Source organism: Corynebacterium sp. (assembly GCF_022712275.1).
GTDB lineage: Bacteria > Actinomycetota > Actinomycetes > Mycobacteriales > Mycobacteriaceae > Corynebacterium.
Genome location: NZ_JALAGU010000012.1, coordinates 26,467 through 50,578 on the forward strand (window position 1 = coordinate 26,467; position 24,112 = coordinate 50,578).

21 protein-coding genes and 2 pseudogenes are annotated in these 24,112 nt (G+C 67.9%); 9 read left to right on the top strand and 14 right to left on the bottom strand.

The features are described from left to right. Positions 1–461 precede the first annotated feature (461 nt). The 3 genes from Q0A27_RS02120 to Q0A27_RS02130 are packed head-to-tail and all read right to left on the bottom strand — an operon-like array spanning position 462 to position 3,078. Positions 462–851 (bottom strand): branched-chain amino acid transporter permease, encoded by a 390-nt coding sequence (locus tag Q0A27_RS02120; protein ID WP_291473431.1) that lies wholly within the window; start codon positions 849–851, stop codon positions 462–464. Then, positions 848–1,594 carry an AzlC family ABC transporter permease gene (locus Q0A27_RS02125; RefSeq protein ID WP_291473432.1) on the bottom strand — a complete coding sequence of 249 codons (747 nt, stop codon included), beginning with the start codon at positions 1,592–1,594 and terminating at the stop codon, positions 848–850. The genes Q0A27_RS02120 and Q0A27_RS02125 overlap by 4 nt, the downstream gene beginning before the upstream one ends. A 23-nt stretch (positions 1,595–1,617) precedes the next feature. Then, a complete protein-coding gene (locus Q0A27_RS02130) occupies positions 1,618–3,078 on the bottom strand; it encodes a CCA tRNA nucleotidyltransferase (RefSeq protein WP_291473433.1) in 1,461 nt (486 codons plus the stop codon). Between the two features lie 140 nt (positions 3,079–3,218). Here Q0A27_RS02130 and Q0A27_RS02135 point away from each other — a divergent pair. The 3 genes and pseudogenes from Q0A27_RS02135 to Q0A27_RS02145 form a co-directional block, all read left to right on the top strand. Beyond that, positions 3,219–3,722: pseudogene (locus Q0A27_RS02135) on the top strand (NUDIX hydrolase); the annotation flags it as partial. 8 nt (positions 3,723–3,730) lie between these two features. Beyond that, positions 3,731–6,202 carry a hypothetical protein gene (locus tag Q0A27_RS02140; RefSeq protein ID WP_291473434.1) on the top strand — a complete coding sequence of 824 codons (2,472 nt, stop codon included), beginning with the start codon at positions 3,731–3,733 and terminating at the stop codon, positions 6,200–6,202. After that, entirely contained in the window at positions 6,186–9,689 is a 3,504-nt protein-coding gene (locus Q0A27_RS02145; RefSeq protein WP_291473435.1) for a murein biosynthesis integral membrane protein MurJ, read from the top strand. Before Q0A27_RS02140 ends, Q0A27_RS02145 begins: the two co-directional genes overlap by 17 nt. Positions 9,690–9,713: 24 nt before the next feature. On the opposite strand, the gene Q0A27_RS02150 is transcribed toward Q0A27_RS02145, so the two are convergent. The 3 genes from Q0A27_RS02150 to Q0A27_RS02160 all read right to left on the bottom strand — a co-directional run bounded on the left by Q0A27_RS02150 (position 9,714) and on the right by Q0A27_RS02160 (position 12,545). After that, positions 9,714–11,123, bottom strand: a complete 1,410-nt coding sequence (locus tag Q0A27_RS02150; protein WP_291473436.1) for an aminopeptidase P family protein — start codon at positions 11,121–11,123, stop codon at positions 9,714–9,716. Between the two features lie 61 nt (positions 11,124–11,184). Further along, positions 11,185–11,751 (bottom strand): hypothetical protein, encoded by a 567-nt coding sequence (locus Q0A27_RS02155; protein ID WP_291473437.1) that lies wholly within the window; start codon positions 11,749–11,751, stop codon positions 11,185–11,187. Continuing rightward, positions 11,748–12,545: a helix-turn-helix transcriptional regulator gene (locus Q0A27_RS02160; protein ID WP_291473438.1), complete on the bottom strand. Its 798-nt coding sequence runs from the start codon at positions 12,543–12,545 to the stop codon at positions 11,748–11,750. Before Q0A27_RS02160 ends, Q0A27_RS02155 begins: the two co-directional genes overlap by 4 nt. A 186-nt stretch (positions 12,546–12,731) precedes the next feature. Between Q0A27_RS02160 and Q0A27_RS02165 the strand changes: the two genes are divergently transcribed. From Q0A27_RS02165 to Q0A27_RS02185, 5 genes are all read left to right on the top strand, one after another. Next, positions 12,732–12,920, top strand: a complete 189-nt coding sequence (locus tag Q0A27_RS02165; protein ID WP_291473439.1) for a hypothetical protein — start codon at positions 12,732–12,734, stop codon at positions 12,918–12,920. A gap of 606 nt (positions 12,921–13,526) precedes the next feature. Next, on the top strand, positions 13,527–14,186 hold the full coding sequence (locus Q0A27_RS02170; protein ID WP_291473440.1) for an RNA polymerase sigma factor: 660 nt from the start codon (positions 13,527–13,529) through the stop codon (positions 14,184–14,186). Positions 14,187–14,212: 26 nt separating this feature from the next. Further along, complete coding sequence (trxB, locus tag Q0A27_RS02175; RefSeq protein ID WP_291473441.1) at positions 14,213–15,148, top strand: thioredoxin-disulfide reductase; 936 nt, start codon at positions 14,213–14,215, stop codon at positions 15,146–15,148. A gap of 97 nt (positions 15,149–15,245) precedes the next feature. Further along, positions 15,246–15,569 carry a thioredoxin gene (gene trxA, locus Q0A27_RS02180; RefSeq protein ID WP_291473442.1) on the top strand — a complete coding sequence of 108 codons (324 nt, stop codon included), beginning with the start codon at positions 15,246–15,248 and terminating at the stop codon, positions 15,567–15,569. Between the two features lie 19 nt (positions 15,570–15,588). Then, a complete protein-coding gene (locus tag Q0A27_RS02185; protein WP_291473443.1) occupies positions 15,589–16,779 on the top strand; it encodes an N-acetylmuramoyl-L-alanine amidase in 1,191 nt (396 codons plus the stop codon). A 9-nt stretch (positions 16,780–16,788) separates the two neighbouring features. Here Q0A27_RS02185 and Q0A27_RS02190 read toward each other — a convergent pair whose 3' ends face one another. From Q0A27_RS02190 to rpmH, 8 genes are all read right to left on the bottom strand, one after another. After that, the gene (locus tag Q0A27_RS02190; protein ID WP_291473444.1) at positions 16,789–17,493 is read right to left on the bottom strand and encodes a hypothetical protein; all 705 of its coding nucleotides are present in this window, start codon (positions 17,491–17,493) and stop codon (positions 16,789–16,791) included. 49 nt (positions 17,494–17,542) lie between these two features. After that, positions 17,543–18,664 (bottom strand): ParB/RepB/Spo0J family partition protein, encoded by a 1,122-nt coding sequence (locus tag Q0A27_RS02195; RefSeq protein WP_291473451.1) that lies wholly within the window; start codon positions 18,662–18,664, stop codon positions 17,543–17,545. A 47-nt stretch (positions 18,665–18,711) separates the two neighbouring features. Beyond that, positions 18,712–19,656 (bottom strand): ParA family protein, encoded by a 945-nt coding sequence (locus tag Q0A27_RS02200; protein WP_291473445.1) that lies wholly within the window; start codon positions 19,654–19,656, stop codon positions 18,712–18,714. A gap of 182 nt (positions 19,657–19,838) precedes the next feature. After that, the gene (gene rsmG / locus Q0A27_RS02205; RefSeq protein WP_291473446.1) at positions 19,839–20,504 is read right to left on the bottom strand and encodes a 16S rRNA (guanine(527)-N(7))-methyltransferase RsmG; all 666 of its coding nucleotides are present in this window, start codon (positions 20,502–20,504) and stop codon (positions 19,839–19,841) included. An 86-nt stretch (positions 20,505–20,590) separates the two neighbouring features. Beyond that, on the bottom strand, positions 20,591–21,859 hold the full coding sequence (gene yidC / locus Q0A27_RS02210) for a membrane protein insertase YidC (protein WP_291473447.1): 1,269 nt from the start codon (positions 21,857–21,859) through the stop codon (positions 20,591–20,593). Between the two features lie 72 nt (positions 21,860–21,931). Continuing rightward, positions 21,932–22,183 (bottom strand): membrane protein insertion efficiency factor YidD, encoded by a 252-nt coding sequence (yidD, locus tag Q0A27_RS02215; RefSeq protein ID WP_291473452.1) that lies wholly within the window; start codon positions 22,181–22,183, stop codon positions 21,932–21,934. A 43-nt stretch (positions 22,184–22,226) separates the two neighbouring features. Further along, on the bottom strand, positions 22,227–22,622 hold the full coding sequence (locus Q0A27_RS02220) for a ribonuclease P protein component (RefSeq protein WP_291473448.1): 396 nt from the start codon (positions 22,620–22,622) through the stop codon (positions 22,227–22,229). A gap of 31 nt (positions 22,623–22,653) precedes the next feature. Next, complete coding sequence (rpmH, locus tag Q0A27_RS02225; RefSeq protein WP_014011503.1) at positions 22,654–22,797, bottom strand: 50S ribosomal protein L34; 144 nt, start codon at positions 22,795–22,797, stop codon at positions 22,654–22,656. A 767-nt stretch (positions 22,798–23,564) separates the two neighbouring features. Here rpmH and Q0A27_RS02230 point away from each other — a divergent pair. Then, a pseudogene (locus Q0A27_RS02230) lies at positions 23,565–24,112 on the top strand (chromosomal replication initiator protein DnaA); the annotation flags it as partial.

The window sequence follows — 24,112 nt, forward strand, 5'->3', positions numbered from 1 at the left end:
AAAGGTCTCCGTCCGGGTCTCCGTCGCAGAGATGTCGGCATCACGCACCGTGAGGCGGGTTCTGAAGAGTCAGAACAGCCTCACGGTGCGTGATGCGTACACGGCCAGGGTGCCCGGCTCGGGTGCTTGGGTGGGAGCCGCCGGGGTCAAGCGGCTGTGTGCGGGGTGATGTCCGACATTCGAGGGGTTACGCAGACACAATCCCCCGCGGTACTCCGGCGACATGGCCATGGATGCCGTTGAGATCGAGCGCGCACTGCTGACCCTGAGCAGGGAAGAACGTGCCGCTGTGATCCACCGTGGCCTCCTGAGCCTGGATTCCCCGAACTCCAGTGCCGACCAACCGGCCGGCCGCGAAGGCGAGGCAAGGAAGGGACGGGAGCGAGGACCCGGAAACGACTCGGGAGGGTGGCCTGAAGATCCAGGACCAACCACCGGAGTCGCTCAGAGCCACCCCAGGCTCAGAACACCCAGTTCACCAGCACCACGTACAGCGCCGTGCCGAGCAGGATCGACCACGTCGCCGAGCGCTTCCACAGGTGCAGCCCCACGGTGAACGCCACGGCGATGAGCGCCGCCCCCACCCCGCCGGGCTTGTCGGTGCTGTCGACCAGCGTGTACATGACCAGCACGATCATCACGCCGACCGGCATGGCGATTCCCAGCCACGCCACCAGCGCAGACTCGCGGAAGAACTTCATCGCCGCGAAGGGCAGGGCACGCAACACCACGGTCACCACGCAGATCCCGGCGAGGATGAGCAGGGTGTTCGTCAGGTCCACGCCCTCAGGCAGGCCGGCGGACGCCAGGGTCGGTGTGGACGGGGACAGGGGGACGGACCCGGCGCTCATGACGCATCTCCCTTCTCCGGGTCTCCGTCGGCGGATGCAGACCCCGGAAATGAAGACCCCGGGGACGCAGCACCGCAGCCTGCGTCCTTCCGCCGGTCCCACAGGAACCGCCCGACCAGGAAGGCGAAGTACAGCGTCAGCCCGATGAGCAGCATCTGGTCCCGGCTGATGAGCAGCCCGACCACACCGGTCACCACGGCGACGACCGGCAGCAGCACATCACGCCGGGCGGACATCGCCTCAATTGCCAGCACCACGAACAGGGCGGTCAGCGCAAAGTCGAGCCCCTCGATGTCCATCGGCAGGGCCGCGCCGACCAGCGCGCCGACGATGCCGGGAAGCACCCAGGACGCCTGGCAGAACGCCTGCACCGCCATGACCTTCGGCTGCGTCCACGTCGCCCCACGGTGGGACGACAGGATCGCATAGGTCTCGTCGGTCAGCGCGTAGACACCGTAGGCCTTCGCCACCGGCGAGCGCACCGCAGAAACCGGGTAACTCAGCCCGTAGAAGATGTGCCGGAAGTTCACCAGGAACCCTGTCACCGCGGCCGACAGCGGAGCCACACCCCCGGTGACCAGGGAAATCGCCAGGAACTCCATGGAACCGGCGTAGATGACGAAACTGAAGACCGGCGTCCACCACCAGGCGAAGCCGGACTGACTCACGAGCAGACCGAAGGCCAGACCCAGCGGCAGCAGTCCCAGGCCCACCGTCCAGGACGCCCGGACGCCGGCGGCCACCTCAGAGCGGGTAGTCGGGGACACTAGAGGTCCCGGTTCTTCCACCAGGCCTTGAGCTCGGCGACGGCCTCGTCGTGCTCCATCGGGCCGCGGTCCAGCCGCAGTTCCTTGAGGAACGCCCAGGCCTTGCCGACCTCGGGTCCCGGCGCGATGCCGAGGATCTCCATGATCTCGTTGCCGTCCAGTTCAGGACGCACCGCCGCAAGGTCCTCCTTCTCCTTCAGCTCGACGATCCGGGCGTCCAGGTCGTCGCAGACCCGCTGCAGGCGCGCGGCCTTGCGCTTGTTGCGCGTGGTGCAGTCGGCCCGGACGATGAGCTGGAGCTGGGGGAGCAGGTCGCCGGCGTCGGTGACGTACCGGCGCACCGCGGAATCGGTCCACGTGCTCTCGCCGTAGCCGTGGAAGCGCATGTGGAGGAAGACAAGCTGGCCGATCTCCTCGGTGGTCTTCTTCGGGAACTTCAGCGCCTTGAGCCGCTTGCGCGTCATCCGCGCACCGACGACCTCGTGGTGGTGGAAGGTCACCGCACCGGACTCGGTGAAGGCACGGGTCGCGGGCTTGCCGCAGTCGTGCATGAGCGCGGCCCAGCGAAGCACCAGCCGGCGGTGCTCCAGCTCTTCCGGCTCACCCGCCAGCCGCCCCTCCAGCTCCGTGACATTGCGCAGCACCTGCAGGGAGTGGGCGTAGACGTCCTTGTGCTGCCGGTGCTCGTCCTGGGTGAGCTGCAGCGCAGGCAGCTCGGGCAGGACATGTGCGGCGATGCCCGTGACGACCATGAGGTCCAGGCCGGTCCACGGCTCAGCCCCGAGCATGAGCTTGTCGAGTTCGGCGGCAACGCGCTCGGCGGTGATCCGGTCGATCTCGGCGGCCATCCGCGTCATGGCCTCCTGCACCCGCGGGGCGACCTCGAAGCCGAGCTGGGAGGCGAAACGGCAGGCCCGGAGCATGCGCAGCGGGTCGTCGTGGAAGGACTGCTCAGGCGCAGCCGGCGTATCGAGCACGCCGTTGACCAGGTCCTCGAAACCGTTCAGCGGATCCCGCAGTTCGTGGGCACCGTCAGCGGACAGCTCCAGGGCGATGGCGTTGCCGCGGAAGTCCCGGCGCACCAGGTCCTCCTCCAGGGAGGTGCCGTAGGTGACCTCGGGGTTCCGCGATGAGCCGTCGTACCGGTCGGCGCGGAAGGTGGTGATCTCCACGGTCATCCCGTGGATCAGACCGGAGACGGTACCGAAGGCGATACCGGTGTCCCAGACGGTGGACGCCACCTCGTCGAGGATCTCCGTCACCACGTCCGGACGCGCATCGGTGGTGAAGTCGAGGTCGTGGGAGAGTCGACCGAGGAGTGCGTCCCGGACGGAACCGCCGACAAGGAACAGGGAATGTCCACGGGTGGCGAAGGCGCCGGCGAGGGCGGTGAGTGTCCTGTCGTGGACTTTCACGGCGTCCTGCGCGGTCGCGAGCATGGTTCCGGCATCTCGTTGCATTCCCACAATGGTACAGCCGGGTCCCCCTTTCACAGTCGCAGGCACTACGCTGGTCAACCATGAGTCAGAGGCGTCGTCGAAGCATCCCGGACCCCCGGCGGTCCCCGGCGCGCCCGGTTCACCAGCGTGACCACCACGAACTGCCGACCTCGGTCGAGACCAGCGCCGGTGGCCTGGTGCTTTCGGGCATGCCGGAGGCCGTCCGTGGCGACGGTTCCGTGGATCTGTCGAAGATGTACGTCGCCCTCATCGGGCGTCTTGACCGGCGCGGACGCCTCCTCTGGTCCATCCCCAAGGGACATATCGAGGACGCCGAGGACGCCCACACCACCGCCGAGCGCGAGGTGTGGGAGGAGACCGGGGTGCACGGCCAGGTCTTCTCCGAGCTGGGCACCATCGACTACTGGTTCGTCTCCGAGGGCAAGCGGATCCACAAGACGGTGCACCACCATCTGCTCCGCGTGGTCGACGGGGAGCTCAACGACGAGGACCCGGAGGTCACCGAGGTGGCCTGGCTGCCGGTGAGCCATCTCGTGGAGAAGCTGGCGTACGCCGATGAACGCAAGCTCGCCCGGCAGGCCCTCGACCGGCTGCCCGACCTGGCCCGCGCCGAGGCGAAGGCCGGGCGTCGGACGCTGCGGTAGGTGGTCGTGTGCGCCTGCCCCGTCCGCTCCCCAGACTGGTCCCCCTCGCCGTCAGCGCGGCGCTGGGGGTCTGTCTGGCATGTCCGGTCTCTCCCGCGGCCGCCCAGGTACCCACCACCTCTGACCTGCTGTGGGCCAATCCGGACGCCCGCTCGGCCGAGCCGGAGTCCGGGGTGACCGCGCAGGTCACCGCCCAGTCCGCGGCCCGGGCCGTGGAGGACGACGAGCTGGAGGTCACCGTCTCGGTCACCAACGGCTCGGACCAGACGCTCAGTGGACTGGAACTGCGCGCCCAGCATGCCGAGACGGTCACCGAGCCGGACGGTGTGGCGACCTCACTGCTGGCCAACCAGGGAGAGTACCCGTGGGTCGGCCCGTTCCAGACGCTCGACGCGACGGTGCAGCCGGGGGAGTCCCTCGACATCACCGTGCGGGTGCCGGTGGGGCAGTCGGATGACTGGTACCGGGACAACACCGACGGGGACGTCGCGCCCGTCGACGACGTGACGTTGCCCGGTCTGGGGCTGACCGGCGCCGGTGTCCACCCCCTGCTGTTCAACCTCAACGGCAGTCTCGGGGGCGCCGACACCTCCTACCTCGCCGGGGCGCGCACGACCCTCACCGTCACCGACGACCGGCCCGATGACGACGAGGGCGCAGAAGACACGGAGGAGACCACCCCGGGTCTCACGGTCCTGTGGCCGCTGTCCTCGGCGTCGGTCGCCGTCGCGGGTCAGGTCGGCGACGCCCCGGACCCCTCCGAGCTCTACCTCCCCGACGAGACCCTCGCCGGTGAGCTCTCCGAGGGCGGACGCCTCCGCGGCCTGCTGGACACCTGGCGCGACGCCACCGACGGCAGCGACGGTGACCGGGTGAAGGCGTCCACCTGCCTCGCCATCGACCCTGACCTTCTCGAGACCGTCGACCGGATGACCGACGGCTACCGCGTGGGCGCCTCGGTGCCCTCGCCGGTCGAGGAACCCACCCGGCTGCGCGACCGCTGGAACCGCCACGACGATGACACTCCCTCGGAGTCCGGCACCGGGGCGGACGCCGCCTCCGCCTGGCTCAGTGACCTGCGCGACGTGGTGGAGGACGCCTGCGTGGTGCCCCTGCCCTACGCCAACGCGGACATCAACGCCGTCGCCACCGGCAACGACCCGTGGCTCGCCGAGGAGATGACCGACCGTGGCGTCTCCGTGGTGGAAGACGTCCTCGACATCACCCCCGCCACCGGGGTGCAGATCCCCGGCTCGGGCTACATCGAACCCGCCGCCCGGTCGCTGATGGACGGTGGGGATGACAGTGCCCCGTCGACCGCCGTCATCGCCGACGCGACGCTCACCCGTGAAGCAACGGAGGAGGACATCCCCGGTGCACGCAGCGCCACCGGCACCCTCCCGGATTCCCCGGTGCGCACCCTCCAGTTCCCCGCCGCCCTCGGCGCGGCTCTCGCCGCGACCGGTGAGCGCCCCGAGACCGCCGCCTACTCCGACACCGACTCGCGCCGGGATCTCTCGGCGGACGGGGCGGCGTCCCGCATGGCGGCGGCGGTGGGCGTCCTCGACCGGGAACTGGACGCCGCCCGCACGACGACCGGCCAGGTTCTCGCCGTCCCGCCGGCCGCATGGTCGGTGGATCCGCAGGACGCCACGGCCTTCCTCGACGCGGTACAGGCACACTTCGCCGACGGGTCGGCCGAGCCGGTGAGCTTCGGTGACGCCCTGTCGGCCCCCGCCGCACCGGTGACCCTCGACGACACGACCGAGAACATCGACCCGGCCCCGGTCGACGACGGTGCGGCACGCAATGTCGCCCAGGTCGCCGGGCACCTGCGCAACCTGACCAACATCATGGAGGATGTCCCGAACATCGCCCTGACCCGCCGGATCTTCACCCGGCCGATGTTCGATGACCTGCTGCGTGCGGTGAGCGACACCGGGCGCCGCTTCCGGGCGGACGCCGCGGCGGTGCGTGACCGTGGTTCGGAGCGCACCGGGCGGGTCACCGGTCTGGCCTATGCGCTGCGGACCTCGGTCTCCCTGCTGCCGCCGGGCAATGTCTTCACCCGCACCAGTGACTCCTCCCCGCTCATCGTGGTGGCCCGCAACGGGCTCCCACTGCCGGTGTCGGTGCGGGTGCACTATGCCGGAGCGCCCGGCGTGACACTGAACACGCCGGGCGTGCAGCAGATCCCCGCACAGGGCAGTGTGACCCTCCAGATGACCTCCGAGATACCGGCCGAGGCCGAGCAGTCTGATCTGACGATGTATCTGTCGACCCCCGATGACGTGCGGATATCCGACGAGGTGACGATCAGGCTGGCGTCAGTCCCCGGGCTGAACTGGCGTCTGGTCGGCATCGTCGCCGCCTGCCTCGCGCTGATCTTCGTCGCCGCGAGAACACTACGGAAGCGGCGACGCGCCGTGGACGGTTCGCCAGACAGCCGCCGAGTAAAGAATGATGGTGCACGTGACTGATTCCAACGAGGACCCCGAGCAAAAGCCCGGTCAGCGCCACCGGTTCCGCGCGACCGGTGGACCGTCGAAGCCGACCCGGCGTCCGGCGTCCGCGGCCGCGGCATCCACCGGGTCTTCCCGTGCTGTTCCGGGTTCCGCCGCCGAGGCGGACGCCGCGGTCTCGGCCGAGTCCGCTCTCTCGGGCCGGTCGAAGGCCACGACCGTCACCGTGGACGCGGACGGTGCAGTGGACGGGAAGCCGAGTGACGCCGACGTGGTGCGCACGACCGGTTCCATGGCCTTCGCCACGCTGTTGAGCCGTATCACCGGCTTCCTGCGCACCGTACTCATCAGTTCGGCACTGGGCGGGGCGATCGCCTCGGCCTTCAACACGGCCAACGTCCTGCCGAACCTCATCACCGAGCTGGTGCTCGGTGCGGTGCTCACCAGTCTGGTGATCCCGCTGCTGGTCCGGGCCGAGAAGGAGGACTCCGACCGGGGCGAGGCGTTCATCAGACGACTGGTCACGCTGACCTTCACCCTGATGATGACCGTGACGGTCGTCGCTGTCTTCGCCGCGCCACTGCTGACCAGGATGTCGCTGGGTGGAGACAGCAAGGTCAACGTAGGCATGTCCACGGCCTTCGCCTACCTGGTCCTGCCGCAGATCGTCTTCTACGCGATGTTCGCGGTGTTGATGGCTGTCCTCAACACGAAGGGCTACTTCAAACCCGGTGCCTGGGCCCCGGTCGTCAACAACGTGGTGACGATCGGGGTACTGAGCCTCTACTGGCTGCTGCCGCAGGACTCGAAGCTCTCCCCGAATGACTCGGTGACCATCACCGATCCGCACATCATGCTGCTGGGTCTGGGCACCACCTTCGGTGTCGTGGTGCAGGCACTGATCATGGTGCCGTACCTGAAGAAGGCCGGCGTCAACCTGCGTCCGCTGTGGGGCCTGGACGACCGGCTCAGGCAGTTCGGTGGAATGGCCCTGGCCATCGTCGTCTACGTGGCGATCTCCCAGGTCGGATTCATCCTCAACAACCGCATCGCGGCGGGCTCGGACGACACCGCCCCGACCATCTACACGCAGGCGTGGCAGCTGCTGCAGATGCCCTACGGCATCATCGGCGTCACCCTGCTCACCGCGTTCATGCCGCGCCTGTCTCGCAATGCCGCCGACGGCGACGACAAGGCCGTGGTGAAGGACCTGACGACGGCATCGCGGCTGACGATGCTGGCGATGGTGCCGGTGATCATCTACCTCACCGCCTTCGGCACGGTCATCGGCCCGGCCCTGTTCGCCTACGGTTCCTTCTCCCCGGACGCGGCGAACGTCCTGGGCTGGACGGTCAGTTTCTCCGCGTTCACCCTGATCCCCTACTCCCTGGTTCTGCTGCACCTGCGCGTCTTCTACGCCCGCGAGGAGGTGTGGACACCGACCTTCATCATCGGTGGAATCACGGTGACCAAGCTGGTGCTCGCCTATCTTGCGCCGCACATCGCCAGTGAACCGCGCCTCGTGGTGGTCCTGCTGGGTGCGGCGAACGGCATGGGTTTCGTCACCGGTGCGATCATCGGCCACCGGCTGCTCAAGCGTTCCCTGGGGCACCTGGGCATGCGCAGCGTGGCGAAGACCGCACTGTGGGCCCTGGGTGCGTCCGTCATCGCGGCACTCATCGCCTGGCGGGTGGACGCCCTGCTCACCGCCTTCGTTGTCAGTGACTCCTCCTCCATCGGCTACATCGTGCGCCTGCTGATCACCGGAGTGGTCTTCCTGATCCTCGCCGGCATCATGCTGTCATTCTCGAAGCTGCCGGAGGTCCTCACCATCGGTGCGGCCCTGGCGAGGCTGCCGCTGGTCGGCCGGTTCTTCCGCAAGGCCGCGGTCGCCGCCGCCCAACTGGAGGAGAACGCCCCTGCCACCGGCTCCACCACGAGGATCACCGACATGTCCTTCGGCGACAACTCCGGAATGGGCACCGGCCTCGTCGGTGCGCTGCCGCCGCTGTCCGCCGGGCGGGTCCGCGGGCCGCGCCTGGTGCCGGGTGCGCCGATCCTGCAGGGCCGGTTCCGGCTGCTCGCCGACCACGGTGGCTCGCCGACCGCCCGACTGTGGCAGGCCCGCGACAACGCCGACGGTGACCTGGTAGCCCTGACCGTCATCGACACGCTGAAGTCTGGCCGGTCGGCCTCCGAGATCGTGGCGGCGTCCGCCCGGCTCGCCGACGCCACGGCAACCTCGCCGGCGGTCGCGCTGGTCCGGGAGATCTGCAACGCGGGTTCCGTGGTGGTCATCGTCTCGGACTGGACCCAGGGTTCCCCGCTGACCCGGGCCGCGGAGTCCGGTCCGGATCCGCTGGCGGCGGGCTACGCCATGGCCGATCTGGCGGACGCCGCAGGTGCCGGCTGTTCGCTCGGTATCGACCACCGCAACCGGCTGCGGATCAGCACCGAGGGCCGCGCCGTCCTCGCCTTCCCGGGCCTGGTCCCGACCGATGCGGGAACGGACGCCGGCCCGGGCGACGTGCATGCCATCGGCGTCTCCCTTGACCTGCTCCTTGCCGGGGTACCCGGTGCACCGGAGTCCGTCCCTGCCGAGCTCACCTCGATCGTGGACGCCGCCCGGTCCGGCGGAATCACCGACGGCCATGAGCTGGCCCGGCAACTGCGCAGTGCCACCCGTCCGTCGGACGACCCGCACACCGGCCCGCACCTGGCGGCCACCGCAGACGTCACCCCGGAGGTCACCGACCGGGCCGGTTTCGGCGCCGCCCCGGAGAACCGTGGACGCCTGGCGGCCATCGGTGTCGCGACCGTCGCCGGTGTCATCGCGGTCGTCGCGGTGATCGTCATCGCCCTGGCCTTCTTCGGTGGTGACCGGAAGGATTCGCCGGTGACCACGGACTCGATCCTCGGCGGCCCGGGGCTGGGCACCATCGGTGTGCAGCAGCCGACGGAGGCAGTGGAATGGTCCCCGGTCGACGGCCGCGGCACCCCGGACAATCCGGAGGACGCCCCACTGGCGATCGACGGGAACCCGGACACCGCCTGGGCGAGTGCCCAGTACCAGGTGCAGTTCGGTCCGACGGACTCCTCGGTGAAGGAGGGTATCGGCCTGCTGCTGACCCTTCCGCAGGCCACGGCCCTGACCGAGGTCCAGCTGACCGGAGTCAACCCGGGGATGACCGTCGAACTGCGCACCGGGTCCGGTGACATCACCTCACTGGACCAGACCACACTGCTGGCCACCGGCATCTCGGAGGGCGACACGCTGAGCCTGGCGCCGGACGGGGACGGTGTGACGGCCGACGGTGAACAGGGGACGAAGGACCTGCCGGATCCGGAGGACCGGGTGCTGCTGTGGATCACCGGCCTTCCGATGCCGGATGCCGCGCAGGTCGCGGAGATCACGGTGCACGGCGCACCGAAGGTGACGAAGGAGGACGGCGCCGCGGAGGGTACCGGGGCACCCTCTGCCGGGGAGACCGTCCCGGCAGAGTAGGGGCGCCAGGGGGAGCAGGTCCGGTTACAGCCGGGCCTGCGTCCAGGCCTCGATCTCGTCGGTGCCGAAGGGCATGAGGTCGGCCGAGAGGTTCTCGTGGCCGTCGGCGGTGATGACGAGGTCGTCCTCGATACGCACGCCGATGCCGCGGAACTCCGGCGGCACGGACAGGTCGTTGACATGGAAGTACAGGCCGGGCTCGAGGGTGTGGACCATGCCGGGTTCGAGCATGGCGTCCTGGTAGTCCTCGTAGGGGGAGTGGCTGCAGTCGTGGACGTCGAGGCCGAGGTGGTGGCCGACGCCGCAGACGATGTAGCGGCGATGGTGCTGGCCGTCGGCCGACAGTGCTTCGTCGACGGAGACCGGCAGCAGGCCGAGGTCGTCGAGACCTTCGGCGAGGACCTGCATCGAGGCGAAGTGGAAGTCACTGTAGCGGTGGCACGGAGTGCAGACGGCCAGGCCGGCACGCTGGGAGGCGACGACGATGTCGTACACGGCACGCTGGGCGTCGGTGAACGTCCCTGAGACCGGGATGGTGCGGGTGACGTCCGCGGTGTAGCGGGACTCCATCTCGATACCCATGTCGAGCAGGGCGAGGTCACCGTCGCGGACGGGCCCGTCGTTGCGGGTCCAGTGCAGGTGGGCGGCGTGGCCGGCGGCGGCGACGATGGTCGCGTATCCGACGTCGACACCGTAGGTGCGCGCCGCCCGGTCGAAGGTGCCCTGGAGCCAGCGCTCGCCGCGCTCCATGGTCTTCGCGGTGGCGATCTGGCCGACGGTCTGCTCGAAGCCGAGGACGGTGGCGGAGACCGCGGCCCGCATCTGGTCGATTTCCCAGGCGTCCTTGATCTGCCGGAGCCGGTCGGCGACACGACGGGCGTCCGCGTCGGCACGGATGTCGAACCTGTGGGCCAGGGCGTCGGGGATCCGGCCGAGGCCACGGAACGGGCCGCCGAGGGTTGTCAGGTCGTCGTCGAGGTCGCTGAGCGGCCGGACGTCGATGCCCAGTGCCGTCGACCATTCGGCGGGTCCGGTCATCGCGCCGACCCACAGTTCGCCGTAGGCGGCGTTGCCGAAGAAGTCCGGGTCGGCGGGGCCGGCGGGCTGCTGGGTGTAGAGGGTGGTGCTGGTGTCCGTGAGGACCAGGTAGGACTCGTCGACCCCCATGCCGGTGAACCAGAGGAAGGTGGAGCTGGCGCGGAAGGCGTGGTCGTTGTCGTCGTTGCGCACACGCGGCAGTCCGGAACCGATGACGAAGACGCCGTCACCGGGGCGGTCCACGGCGGCGAGGAAGCGTTCACGGTGCGCCTGTGCTGCCTCGGCTGCCCCCGGTGTGAGGGTGGGGGTGCGGTCGAGCGGACCCCAGTTCTCCGAGATGACGGCGTTGAATCCGGACGCCTCGCGGATCTTCGGGATCCTGCGCTGACCTTCCATGGGGTGCTCTCCTGTCGTTCGCGGTGTTCTCGCGGTTCTCACTCTACGAGACCCCTTCTGTTCACAGCACTGCGCAGTCCCGGAGGAAGCCGGTGAGTTCTGTCGGGTCGCCGTGGTCGAGCGTTGCCAGGGCATGCTCCAGCTCGATCCGGCGCGACCGGGGGACCAGTGGGACACGGTGACCGGTGGGCAGCAGGTCCGCAGCCAGGCCGATCTGGGCGGACGCCAGGTCGCGGCGTCCTTCCTCGTCAGCGACGACACCGGCTGCGTAGCGGGCGAGGGCCTCGTCCACCGTGACCTGTCCACCCTCTTCGGTGTCTGCGCTGCCGACCGTACGGGCACACCGGGTGCATCGGGCGGCGAGATCGAGGACGCGACGTTCCTCGTCGAGCAGGTATCCGCCGACGGTCACTCCGCCGAGCAGGGTGTGGACCTCCGGCAGGGTCATCGTGCCGTCCTCGAGGGCGGTCATGTTCCACACCAGGCGGGGGACCGCCCCGGTGAAGGAGGCGACGGCCTCGGTGACGCCGACGTGGCGGATCCGGTCGCGGAGTGCTGTCGGCGGGACCAGGCGAGGGCCGACGGGTTCGCGGTGCGTCGGCGTCGTTCGCAGAGGTGTTCGTGTCATGTCCACCACGACCTGGCGATGTCGAGAGCATGTCGTTCCGCCACGGGACCGAGGCCGCAGGCGTCGATGACCTGTCGGACCGGGGCGACGAAGCGGACCCCGTCGTGCTCCGAGAGGTCGCGGAAGAGGCGGTCGTCGCCGGCCGCGACGATGACGTCGGCGCGGGCCGGGTCGCGGACGCTGCGGTGGGTGTCGGCGAGCGCTGCGACGGCAGCCGTCACATCACTGACCCAGAGGATGCCCGGCACCTCGGACACCCCGGAGAAAGAAGGTGCCGCTCCTCCGGAGACCGCCCAGAAGCCGTGTGCGGCGTCCCCGGCAGAGGCGAGTCGCAGGGGGTCCGACCGGCCCCTGAGGTAGGCGGCGCCTTCCCGGTGGCGCAGGTCCGAGGCCCGGCCGGCAGCGCAGAGAACCTGCAGTGTCGCCGCGGTGATCTGCTGGTCAGGAGCACTCTTCACGCCGGCCGCGATGCGTTCCAGCCGGTGCATCCAGGACCGTACGCCGGCGGGGATACTGTCCTGGGACTGCTCCTGGGACTGCTTCGGGGCGGCCAGCAGGAGGTCGGCGGCGATGGCGGCGTCCGGGTCGCTGAGTGGCCTGAGCTGCACTGTCATGTCCTTGCCGTGGACGATCGCGAGTTCCCTGAGCGTGGTCAGGGTGGGCTCGACAGCACCGTTGCTGATGCGGTGGAGCGTGGATCGGTTGATCCCGGCACGACGTGAGACATCGGTGGCGGTCCATCCGTCGGGGATGGACGCCACCTCCGTCACGACATCGTCCAGGGTGTGTTGCACGCATGCAATACTACAGGCATAGTGGTGCATGTATGCACCACCACTGGTCCGGACGGACGGGATTGCGGGCAATGCCCCGGTCGCGACCATTCGGATATATAGTGGAGATGTTCGAATATGTGCCGTAGGACGTCCGCCCGGATGACAGACTGGGCCCGTTCCGCATCCGGCACGAGAGGAGCCCCCGTGACAGACACCACCACCCCTACCGACCGCTACCGCTACGCATTCCCCGACGCCTTCGCCGGCCTCACTGCGCGCCAGGCCGATATCCTGGCCGACACCCTCACTCTCGGAACACAGCGGGGCACGTCGGTGTCCACGGCGACCGCCCGTGATATCTCCGCGAAGATCCGCGGTCTGCTCGCCGACTGATCTGGCGCACAGATGATCGGTTAGGTGACACTGACTGGTTTCATGTGCGGCGGCCAGCCGTCAGTTCCGGATGCCGGGGAAGGATCCGGAGCTGCCCTCAGATCACACGACGACCACCGGGAATATCGGCGGTTCCTTTCGCGCATCCGGCGGATATGCATGTCATGGCGTTCCACTTCTCATGGCCCCCTCCGGTTTCACGTGAAACCGGAGAACTTCGGGAGTGCGCATGACGCATTCAGCGCCACCGCGCCACCGCTCAGACATACCCGTTTCACGTGAAACACCTGCTACACCGACACGTCCCTGCACCGATTCGAACCCATATACCAAATATGTGATTACATGGTTCGTATTCGTAGTTCTACACAACTGTGGCCGACGGGACCCTCCCGGACCTCCGACTGACCATTCGCGACACCTCGCGGTATCACTGCAGGCCATCCGGCCCACTGTGGACAACTCATCCACAGGACCGGGCGCCCCGGGCCCCATTTCCACCCTGATCGCGGAAAACCCCGCTACACTGCGACTCACGGATACTCCACCAGCTTGAACAGAAGCATGGGGCGGTGGAGACGGGGATATCACGAGGGGATAGCCACAGTGACCGCTGTACTTCCGGCACAGATGCCGGCAATTGACCAGACCATCACCGACCACGACAAGCTCACCGACGCACAGCTACTGCAACGTCACTGTGACGGTTGCAGACGGTCCTACCGGGTTCTCATCACCCGTCATGAACGACTACTGACATGGACTCTCCACCACCTGCGGATAGCGCCTGAGCACCACGCGGACATTCTGCAGGACGCACTACTGAAGGTTCACCGCCAGGCGGCGTCTTTCCGGGGGAACGGGGGAGCGGGGCCCTGGCTCCGCACCATACTCACCAACACCGCACTGACCCATCTGCGCGACACCGGGCGTCGCCGCGAAGAGGTCGATGCAGGGGACGACGGACTCCTCGACAGACTCCGCCACACCCCGGACACCCGGGTCATGGACGCCGGTCGCACCGTCCAACGCCTCGTTCTCGTCGAGGCGGTCAACACCCTGCATCCGGGCCTCCGCGAGACGGTCGTCCTGTCAGATCTGCACGGTCTGTCGATGGAGGACGTGTCCTCCCGCACCGGTGTGCCGGTCGGCACCGTGAAGTCACGGCTGAGCCGCGCACGCCGCCAGTTGCGTAACCATCTCACCACCGCCGGGCTGGTCCCGACGGTCCGGGTTTCGCCCACAGCGGACACGCGTACAGCGTGAGCCTGTGGGGTCTAAGATCGGACCCCATGAGCGAGCAGAACCCCACCCTCCACGACGTCATCATCATCGGCTCCGGCCCCGCCGGCTACACCGCCGCCGTTTACGCGGCCCGTGCCGAACTCAAGCCCCTCGTGTTCGAGGGCATGGACTTCGGCGGACTGCTGATGCAGACCACCGAGGTGGAGAACTTCCCGGGGTTCCCGGAGGGCATCATGGGCCCGGACCTCATGGAGAACATGCGCAACCAGGCCGAGCGTTTCGGTGCCGACCTGCGCATGGAGGACGTCGTGCGCGTCGAGCTCGAGGGTGAGGTCAAGAAGGTCTTCACCGAGGACGAGGAGTTCCACGCGAAGTCCGTCATCCTCGTCACCGGCGCCGCACCGCGCTACCTCGGCGTCCCCGGCGAAGAGGAGCTGCTGGGTCACGGTGTGTCCGCCTGCGCCACCTGCGACGGCTTCTTCTTCAAGGGCAAGCAGATCGCTGTCATCGGTGGCGGCGACTCCGCCATGGAGGAGGCCGATTTCCTCACCAAGTTCGGTGAGAAGGTCACGCTGATCCACCGCCGCGATGAGTTCCGTGCCTCCGCGATCATGGAGGAGCGTGCCCGCAACAACCCGAAGATCGACATGATCATGAACGCCACCGTCGACGAGGTGCTGGGGGAGGGGACTGTCCAGGCCCTGAAACTCCGGGACACCGTCACCGGTGAGACCCGTGAGATCCCGATGGACGCCATGTTCGTCGCCATCGGCCACGATCCCCGCACCACCGTCTTCGAGGGACAGGTCGAGCTCCAGGACAACGGCTACGTCAAGGTCGCGGAGCCCTCCACCGCCACCTCGCTGCCGGGTGTCTTCGCCGCCGGCGACCTGGTGGACCACCACTACCAGCAGGCCATCACCGCAGCCGGTTCGGGCTGCCGCGCCGCGCTCGATGCCGAGGCCTACCTCGCCGCACTCTGACTCTGTTCCGGTGACCGCGTCAATGCCCGGATAGCACCCTTCCACGGGTATTCTCGGGGTATCGTCTGTCACTCCCACAACCCCAGGAGGATCTCCCATGACAGAAGCCGTCACCGTCACCCAGGACACGTTCCGCTCTTCCGTCATCGACGCCGATCAGCCGGTCATCGTCGACTTCTGGGCCAGCTGGTGCGGGCCCTGCAAGCAGATGGAACCGGTCCTCCGTGACATCGCCGAAGAGTACGACGGCCGTGCGACCGTCGCCAAGGTCAACGTGGAGGAGGAGCGCCTGCTCGCCTCCATGTACCAGATCATGTCCATCCCGGCCCTGCTCGTCTTCGACGGCGGCAAGAAGGTCGCGGAGTTCCACGGCAAGCAGTCGAAGGCGCAGCTCACCGACGCGCTCGACTCGCTGGTCTGAGCAGCAGGGCATCGCAGCAGTGTACGGCGAAGTGTACAAACTGGGTGACAGCGGACCCCGCGTCGCCGAGGTCCGGGGCACCCTGGCACGTCTGGGTTTCATCGACGGGTTCTCCGGGGACGCCACCGGCGAGTCGAACCAGCGGTGGCGCCCCGAGGACGAGATCTTCGACGAGCAACTGGACTCCGCCCTCCGCGGCTTCCAGCAGCACCGCGGCATCGTCGCCGACGGTCACATCACCGACGGCACGCTCCGGGCGCTGCGCGAGGCGTCCTACTCCCTGGGGGCCCGCGTCCTGTCCCTGCAGAGTCCCGGCCACTTCCTGGTCGGTGACGATGTCGGCGAGCTCCAGGAGCACCTCCACGACCTGGGTTTCTTCACCTCCCGGGTCGACGGTCACTTCGGCCCGCTGACCCATGAGGCACTGGCGAACTACCAGCTCAACGCCGGACTGAATCCGGACGGCATCGTCGGTCCCGCCACACTGCGCTCGCTGTCCTACCTGGGGCGGCGCATCACCGGCGGGTCCCCGCAGGCGATCCGTGAACGCGAACAGATCCGCGCCGCCGGCCCCCAGCTCACCGGTAAGCGGGTCGTCCTCGACCCCGGCTTCGGTGGCAGGGACAACGGCAGCATCGTCCGCGGACCCTACGGGGACATCGCGGAGGAGGAGATCCTCTGGGATCTCGCCACCCGCACCGAGGGACGCATGATCGCCGCAGGTGTGGAGACCATCCTCTCCCGGCCGCGGACGGACAACCCGTCGAACATGGAGCGCGCGTCGATGGCCAACGCCTTCGGTGCGGACCTCATGATCTCCCTGCGCTGCGACTGGTACCCCAACGACAAGGCCAGCGGGGCGGCGTCGTTCTACTACGGCTCGGAGGCCGGGGCGTCCTCGATGACCGGTGAACGCCTGGCGGGCCTCATCCAGCGTGAGGTGACCGCGCGTACCCCGCTGGGCGACAACCGCCCCCACGGGCGTACCTGGGACGTGCTGCGCACGACGAAGATGCCGACCGTCCAGCTGGACGCCGGATACATCACCAACCCCGGTGACGTCGCCCTGCTGACCAATCCGGACACCCGTGACGCGATCGCCGAAGCCCTCGTCGTCGCTGTCAAGCGGCTCTACATGTTCGACAAGGACGTCGCGGAGACCGGCCAGTACTCCTTCTCCGAGCTGCTGGCCGAGGAGGGGCGCCTCTAGCGCCTTGCGCTAGCGTCCGCCGCCCAGCACCGTGGCCAGGGGACCACGGTCATTGAGCATCTCGTGGGCGTCATCCCCGAAGGCGGAGAACAGGTTGGATCCGGCGTTGAGGTCCTTGCGGTACCGGGGGAAGCGACGGTGCGGGCCGATGACGTAGAAGCCCTCCTGCTCGAGGATGTCCGCGGAGAGCACCGGGGCGGCCTCCAGCGCGTCGTCCGCGCCCTCAGGACGCTCCTCCCAGCCGTGGTAGCCCTCCGGGATGTACATGTCCATGGCCTCGCCCGAGTCATTGCGCCCGAAGGCCTCCACGGCTTTCACACCGCGGCGTTCGGCCTCGGTGAGGACCGTCTCGATGAGGCTGTGCTCCAGGTAGAGGCCCATGTAGGGCTGGTCGACGAAGACGGTGGAGATGAGCACCGCATCAGAGGACGCCGGGCCCGAGGGGAGTGCGGCGGCACCCGGGAAGTAACCCGAGGGCGCGAAGAAGACGGTGGCGGCGGGACGCTCCACCGATCCCTCGTCCCCGGTGGCGACATAGGCCGTGTAGCCGCAGATGCCCCAGCGGTGAAGGACGGACTGCATCCACATCTGCTTGTCGAACTCCGGGTCGTCCGGACGCGTTCCGACCGGCAGTTCCCAGAAGATGTCGCGGGACGCCTGCTCCTCGAGCTGGGAGCCCCCGTCATGGCTCAATGCGCTGTACCTGATCTCCACCCGTACTCCTCACCGGCCGTCTGGTTCAGCCGAAGTCTACCGTCTGGGACTAGTCCCGGGGCAGCTTCAGCAGGTCAGTGATCCTTTCGAAGTCATCGGAGTCGCCGAACTCGACCACGATCTTCCCCTTCTTCGCGCCCATCTGCACGGTGACGCGGGTGTCGAGCGCATCGGCCGCGGACGTCGCCCATTCACGGACCGCCTCGGGCTGTTCCCGGGGCTCCCGCTTCTTCGGCTTCTCCTCGGCACCGTCGCCACGGTTGAGGAGTACCACGGCCTCCTCGGTGGCGCGGACGCTGAGGCCTTCGGCGACGATGCGTCCGGCAAGGGCCTCCTGGGCCGCCGCCCCGGCCTTCACACCGAGAATGGCGCGGGCGTGACCGGCACTGAGGACGCCGGCGGCGACCTTGCGCTGCACCGGTACGGGCAACTGGAGCAGACGGATCATGTTGGTGATCAGTGGGCGGGACCGGCCGATCCGACGGGCCAGCTCCGCCTGGGAGACGTCGAACTCCTCCATCAGCTGCTGGTAGGCGCTCGCCTCTTCCAACGGGTTGAGCTGGACGCGGTGGATGTTCTCCAGCAGCGCGTCCCGCAGCATGTCCTGGTCATCGGTCTCCCGCACGATCGCGGGGATGACCTCGAGACCTGCGAGCTCGGTGGCGCGCAGGCGACGCTCACCCATGATGAGCTCGAAGGCGGTGTCGGAACCCTGGGGGAGGGGACGGACGACAATCGGCTGCAGCAGGCCGAACTCGCGGATGGAGTGGACCAGTTCGCCGAGCGCCTCCTCCTCGAAGACCTGACGCGGGTTCTTCGGGTTGGTGCGGATGTCCGACACCGGGATCTCGCGGTAGGTTGCACCGAACTCGTTGACGGCACCGGTGTCCGCAGTGCCGGCCGCATCAGCCGTCGCTGCGTCGGCAGCGTCCACGACGGCTTTCTCCACCTCCGGGGACCCGGAAGTTGTCACCGCGGCGGACACCAGGGCGTCCTTGGCGAGGCCGAGTGCGCCGAGCGCACCACCGGCAGCGGCCTTCTCGGAGGTGACCGACCGCGTCGACGGACCAAGGATCACGTCGGCGGCACCTTCGCCGAGCCGCGGCCCCGAGGGTGCGGTGGGAATCAGCGCGGACAGCCCACGTCCGAGACCACCGCGGTGGGTGTCCATCTTCGGCAGCTGCGGGTGTGCAGGCTTCTTCGCCTTCTTCTTCTCGGTCATGACCGCTCCGCCTCCAGTCGCAGCTCCGGCGCCACGCCGATCGGCGCAGTGCTTTCCGTCGGAAGATAGTCACCTCGGGCCGCGAACTCCACCGCGGCATCGAAATAGGCCATCGCACCGCGGGATCCCGGGTCGTACTGCAGTACCGTCTGGCTGTAGCCCGGCGCCTCGGAGACCTTCACACTGCGCGGGATGAGATTGTCCAGGACCACCGACCCGAAGTGGGTACGGACCTCGTCGGCGACCTGCTCGGCGAGCTTGGTGCGTGCGTCGTACATCGTCAGCAGTACCGCGGAGACGTGGATCTGCGGATTGAGATGCATCCGGATCATGTTGATGTTGCTCAGAAGCTGTCCCACGCCCTCCAGGGCGTAGTACTCGCACTGGATGGGGATCAGCACCTCGGTGGCGGTGTTCATCGCGTTGATGGTGAGCAGGCCGAGAGACGGCGGGCAGTCGATGAAGACGTAGTCGAAGCCGTACTCCTCGAGGAAGTCGTCGTTCAGGGCGTCATGCAGCCGGTACTCGCGGCGCACCATGGAGACCAGTTCGATCTCCGCGCCGGCGAGGTCGATCGTCGCGGGGATGCAGTAGAGGTTGGGGTTGGACTCGCTCTGCTGGATGGTCTCCTCGGCCTTGTTCTGCCCGATGAGCAGCTCGTAGCTGGAGGGGGTGCCCATCCGGTGCTCGGCGTTGCAGGCGGTGGAGGCGTTGCCCTGGGGGTCGAGGTCGACGACGAGGACCTTCATGCCGTGCAGCGCGAGAGTCCAGGCGAAATTCACGGTCGAGGTGGTCTTGCCGACGCCGCCCTTCTGGTTCGCCACGGTGATGAGGCGGGTGCGCTCAGGGCGGGGGAGAGACAGCTTCGAGGAGTTCTGGATGATCGACGCACGACGTGCAGCCTCTGCGATCGGGGTCTCGTCCCACTCAACTGGACTCATGGAGTTCCTATCTCTTAGGTCTGCGTCGCGTCTGCTGCCCACCGGTGACGTGTTTCACGTGAAACAAGGGCAGCGGTCCCCTCGGTTACCGCCCCCAGCCTAGTCCCACTCAGTCACCGCGACAACGGCAGCCGACGCACGAGAGCACCCCACCGTTTCACGTGAAACCGGTCAGCGAAGAGTCAGCGCAGCCGCTCGACCTCGGCGACGAAGGTGGGCTGATCGAGCACGCCTTCACCCACGGTGAGGACGCGTCCTTCAGAACCGCCGGCCTTGCGGATGTCCAGGGCGTCCCGCTGGAACTCCTCGGTGACGCTGGACCCCTTGAGGGCACGGACGAACCCACCCTTGCGCGCCAGCGGCAGGGACCAGCCCATCAGGCGCCCCACCGGAGCCACGGCGCGGGAGGTGACCACATCGGCACCACCGACCGCCGTCACGATGGCCTTCTCCTCGGCACGCCCCCGGTGCACCTCGACATTGTCCAGCCCCAGATCCTCGACGACTTCGCTGAGGAAGGTCGCCCGTCGCAGCAGCGGCTCGACGAGCTGGACGCGCAGATCCGGGCGCGCGATCGCCAGCGGGATTCCGGGCAGTCCGGCGCCTGACCCGACGTCCACCACGCGTGCCCCCTCCTCGATGACCTCACCGATCACCGCACTGTTCAGGATGTGGCGGTCCCAGAGCCGACCGACCTCGCGGGGTCCGATGAGACCACGGACCACCCCGGCATCCGCCAGCCACCCGGCATAGCGCACGGCGAGGTCGAGCCGGTCACCGAAGACGCGGGCGGCGTTCTCCGGAGCAGCGGGGGGAGTAGGAGAGGAAGGCTCAGTCACGCCGTCCATCCTAGCCGGTGGCCCCTCCGGACAGACGACACCCCCGGCAGCGACCTGAGTGGGTCGCCGGCCGGGGGTGTCTGGGGAGACGGAAGCTACTGCTGCTCGTCGCGGTACTGCTTCAGCACTGCGAGACGCTTCTGCTTCTTCGCCCGCTTCTTCGTCTCCGGGTTCTTCAGCTGGGTCTCTATCTCGTCGATCGTGGAGTCCAGCTTCTCGGGACTCATGGCGGCCGCCTCGGAGCGGTAGGTCTTCACCTGCTCCTCGGTCAGCGGTGGGCCGGCCGGGGCTGCCTGGGACTCAGCCTCAGTGAAGGGGTTCACCGGGGTGGTGGCGTCCTTGGCGTCCTTCTCATCCTCGGCGTGCTCGAGGACCGCGGTGGAGGTCGCCTGCGCCTGTGCCTGACCCTTCGGCTTCTTGCCGGGCTTGGGGGCGTTCGTCCGCTTCGCGGCGAGCTTCGCCTCCTTCTCCTCGGCCTCCTCCCGGTCCATCTTGCGGTAGACCAGGATCTGCTGGCAGAAGGTCCAGGTGGTGTTGGTCAGCATGTAGACCGCGAGGCCGACGTGCCAGAAGTACGCACCGAGCAGGGACAGCACCGGCATGACCCAGACCATGAGCTTCTGCATCATGGCCATCTGGTTCTCCATCATGTCCTGCTGAGGAGTGCTGGCGCCCTTCTTCTTCGTCTTCGCCTGCTCCGCCTTCTTGCGGGCCTGGCGGGCCAGCGAGTGCTTCGCGTTGAAGTGCATGATGACCGCGGCGATGAGCATCATCGGAATGACCACGAAGGCGATGTTCGCCCGGGTGAAGTCCACCGAACCGTCATCGGTGAAGGCGCCGAAGGAATCCGTCGGCATGGAGATGTAGGAGGACAGCGGCGCACCGAAGAGACGGGCGTCCAGGAAGGACTGGACCTCGTCGACACCGAAGCCGTAGTTCGCGGTGTTACGCGTCTCCTCGATGGACATCCCCAGCTGGCCGGTACCGGTACCGGTGCGGTTGAACGAGCGCAGCACGTGGAACAGGCCGATGAAGATCGGGATCTGCACCAGCATCGGCAGACAGGACGCCAGCGGGTTGACGCCCATCTCCTTCTGCAGCTTGCGCATCTCCAGCGCCTGCTGCTGCTGGTCCTTGGCGTACTTGCGCTTGATCTCCTGCATCCGCGGCTGCATCTCCTGCATCTTGCGGCCGGAGCGGAGCTGCTTGATCATCGGCTTCAGCAGCAGCAGACGCAGCGTGACCACCAGGAAGATGATCGACAGGGCCCACGTGACGCCGGAGTCCGGGTCGAGGATGAGGCCCCAGGCCTTATGCCAGAACCAGAGCACCCATGAGATGGGGTAGTAGATGAAATTGAGCACTGCTTGTGGACTCTCCTTGCGTGGACGAGCTGGTTGTCTGCGGACGCCGGGGATGCGGCGGAGGGTATGGTGCTACCGCCGGTGACGCCGACTCCCCGCAGGCGGGACAGGGTCCCATCCGCCGGGGTGCCAGGGGCCGCATTTCGCCAGCCGCGCGGCGCTCAGGACAAAACCCTTCACCACTCCGAACCGGGCGAAGGCGGTGAGGGCGTAGGCGCTGCACGACGGCGTGAAACGGCACGACGGCCCCAGTTTAAGGGGTGAAAGGTAGTTCTGGTAACCGAGGATCATCCGCCGGAGGACGCGGGCCCGCCCGGTGGACACGTCGCCGGGGGCGGGGCCGTCAGCCTGACCGTCTCCCCGACCGTCAGCCGAGGAGGCGGCGGAGTGCGTGTCGCACATCCCGCTCCAGCTCCCCGGAGGTCGCGGTCGCGGCGGCCGGGAGGGCGCGCAGCACGATCGACAGGTCAGGACGCAGCGTCTTCGCCAGGTCCTCGTCAACGAGGACGCGGCCGGCGGTATGACGCAGGCGTCGGGAAACGGCGTGCCTGGTGACGGCGTTTCCCACCGCCTTGGAGACGACCAGGCCGACGCGCGGCCCCCCCACGGTCACGGGTGCAGCGGTCGGGCGTCCGGCACCGGGCCCCTCGAACTGCCCCTCATACACGTACACCACCGCAGTGCGACTTCCCTTTTTCCTGCCTCGGCGGACCGTCTCCCCGAACAGGGAGGTGGACCGGAGGCGGTGTTCTTCGGGAAGCACTGCGGTGGTGTGACTTCGTACCGCGCGATAGTTACGCGGTGAGGGACTTACGGCCCTTGCTGCGGCGCGCGGAGACGATGGCGCGGCCGGCGCGGGTGCGCATACGGGTACGGAAGCCGTGCTTGTGGGCACGACGGCGGTTGTTCGGCTGGAAAGTACGCTTGCCCTTGGCCACGGTACTCACTCCTTGTTCTGTCGTCCGCGCTCGGCGTTCCAGGGCGGGGCACCGGCCCCAGTGAGGGGAGAGGACGCCGCGTTCCGGTCGCCGACCGCGGTTCATGCGGTCATTGTTGGTGTGGCCGACGGCGACGGGGGAGACCCGTGCAGTGCCGACCGTCCGCCCCAGTAGTTCCGGGCGGGGGAGTATCGGGAGCGTCGGACAGGGTCCGTCGTTCAGTGACACTCAGAGACGATGGCCAATTTACAGGCTTGACCTCGCTGTGCAAAATCTGACACGCATCACAACCTTGTCATTTATCCACCGGGGCAGGGGGATGGTCCGGACACCGGTGGGACAGGCTCACAGCTGGCTCGCAGACTTCCCCGTGCAGGTCAGGCTTTTGCGTCACCAGCTCACAACGGTGGAACCCACAACCTGTGGACAACTTTTTCCGCCCCCGAACCGTAAAGGTGTAGTTTAGGGCGCATAAACGCAGGTCAGAGAGTTTTCCACAGTCATCTTGGGGTTGTCCACAACGGTGGAGTAGCCTGTTGACAACAACACGGGAAAAGTTATCCACAGGTGTGCACAAACCTGTGGATGCGCAGGCCACACCAGTGCCGGGTTATCCACATCCCGGTGGGTTTCTGTCCGGTGAACCTCTGGTGTCCCCTGTGTATCAACGCGGCGTCCGGAGCGTGTTCCACGCGCCGGGTACTCTTGCATTCTCTGCTCTCCGCTCTCCTGATCTGCCCGCCCTGCAATGAAAGGACCCGCCCACGATGACCACAGCCGAGGACTTTCCCACCGTCTGGGCGAACCTCGTCACACGGTGGGTCACGTCGGACGCCGCGTCCGCCGAGTTCCCCGAGGTCACACCCCGTTCCCGGTCCCTGCTCCAGCAGCTTGACCCGGTCGTCCTGGTCAACGGGATCGCCGTACTCACCGCACCGTCGAAGTGGGTACGTACGGAAACGGAGAAGAAGCTCAGCGCACACATCAGTGAGGTCCTCGAGCGCGAGATCGGTGTGCCGGTCACTCTCTCCCTCAGTGTGAAGGAACTCGCCGCCGAGGCTCCCGCGGAAAATGCGCCGGCTGCGGCGACCGCTGCAACCACTGCAACCGCCCGACCCGCGGATCCGCCGGCCCGGACACCCGAAGCCGTCGAGGCTGCCGGGTCCGTCGAGTCCGTCGAGGAACCGCGCCGTCCCTCCCAGTTCGGTGACCTCCCCTCCGTCCCCCCGGGGCCCGTGCACACCCCGGATCTCTGGGAGAACCTGGACGACGCCGCCTTCCCGCACCCCGAGCTCGGGGAGAAACCGCAGGTCAC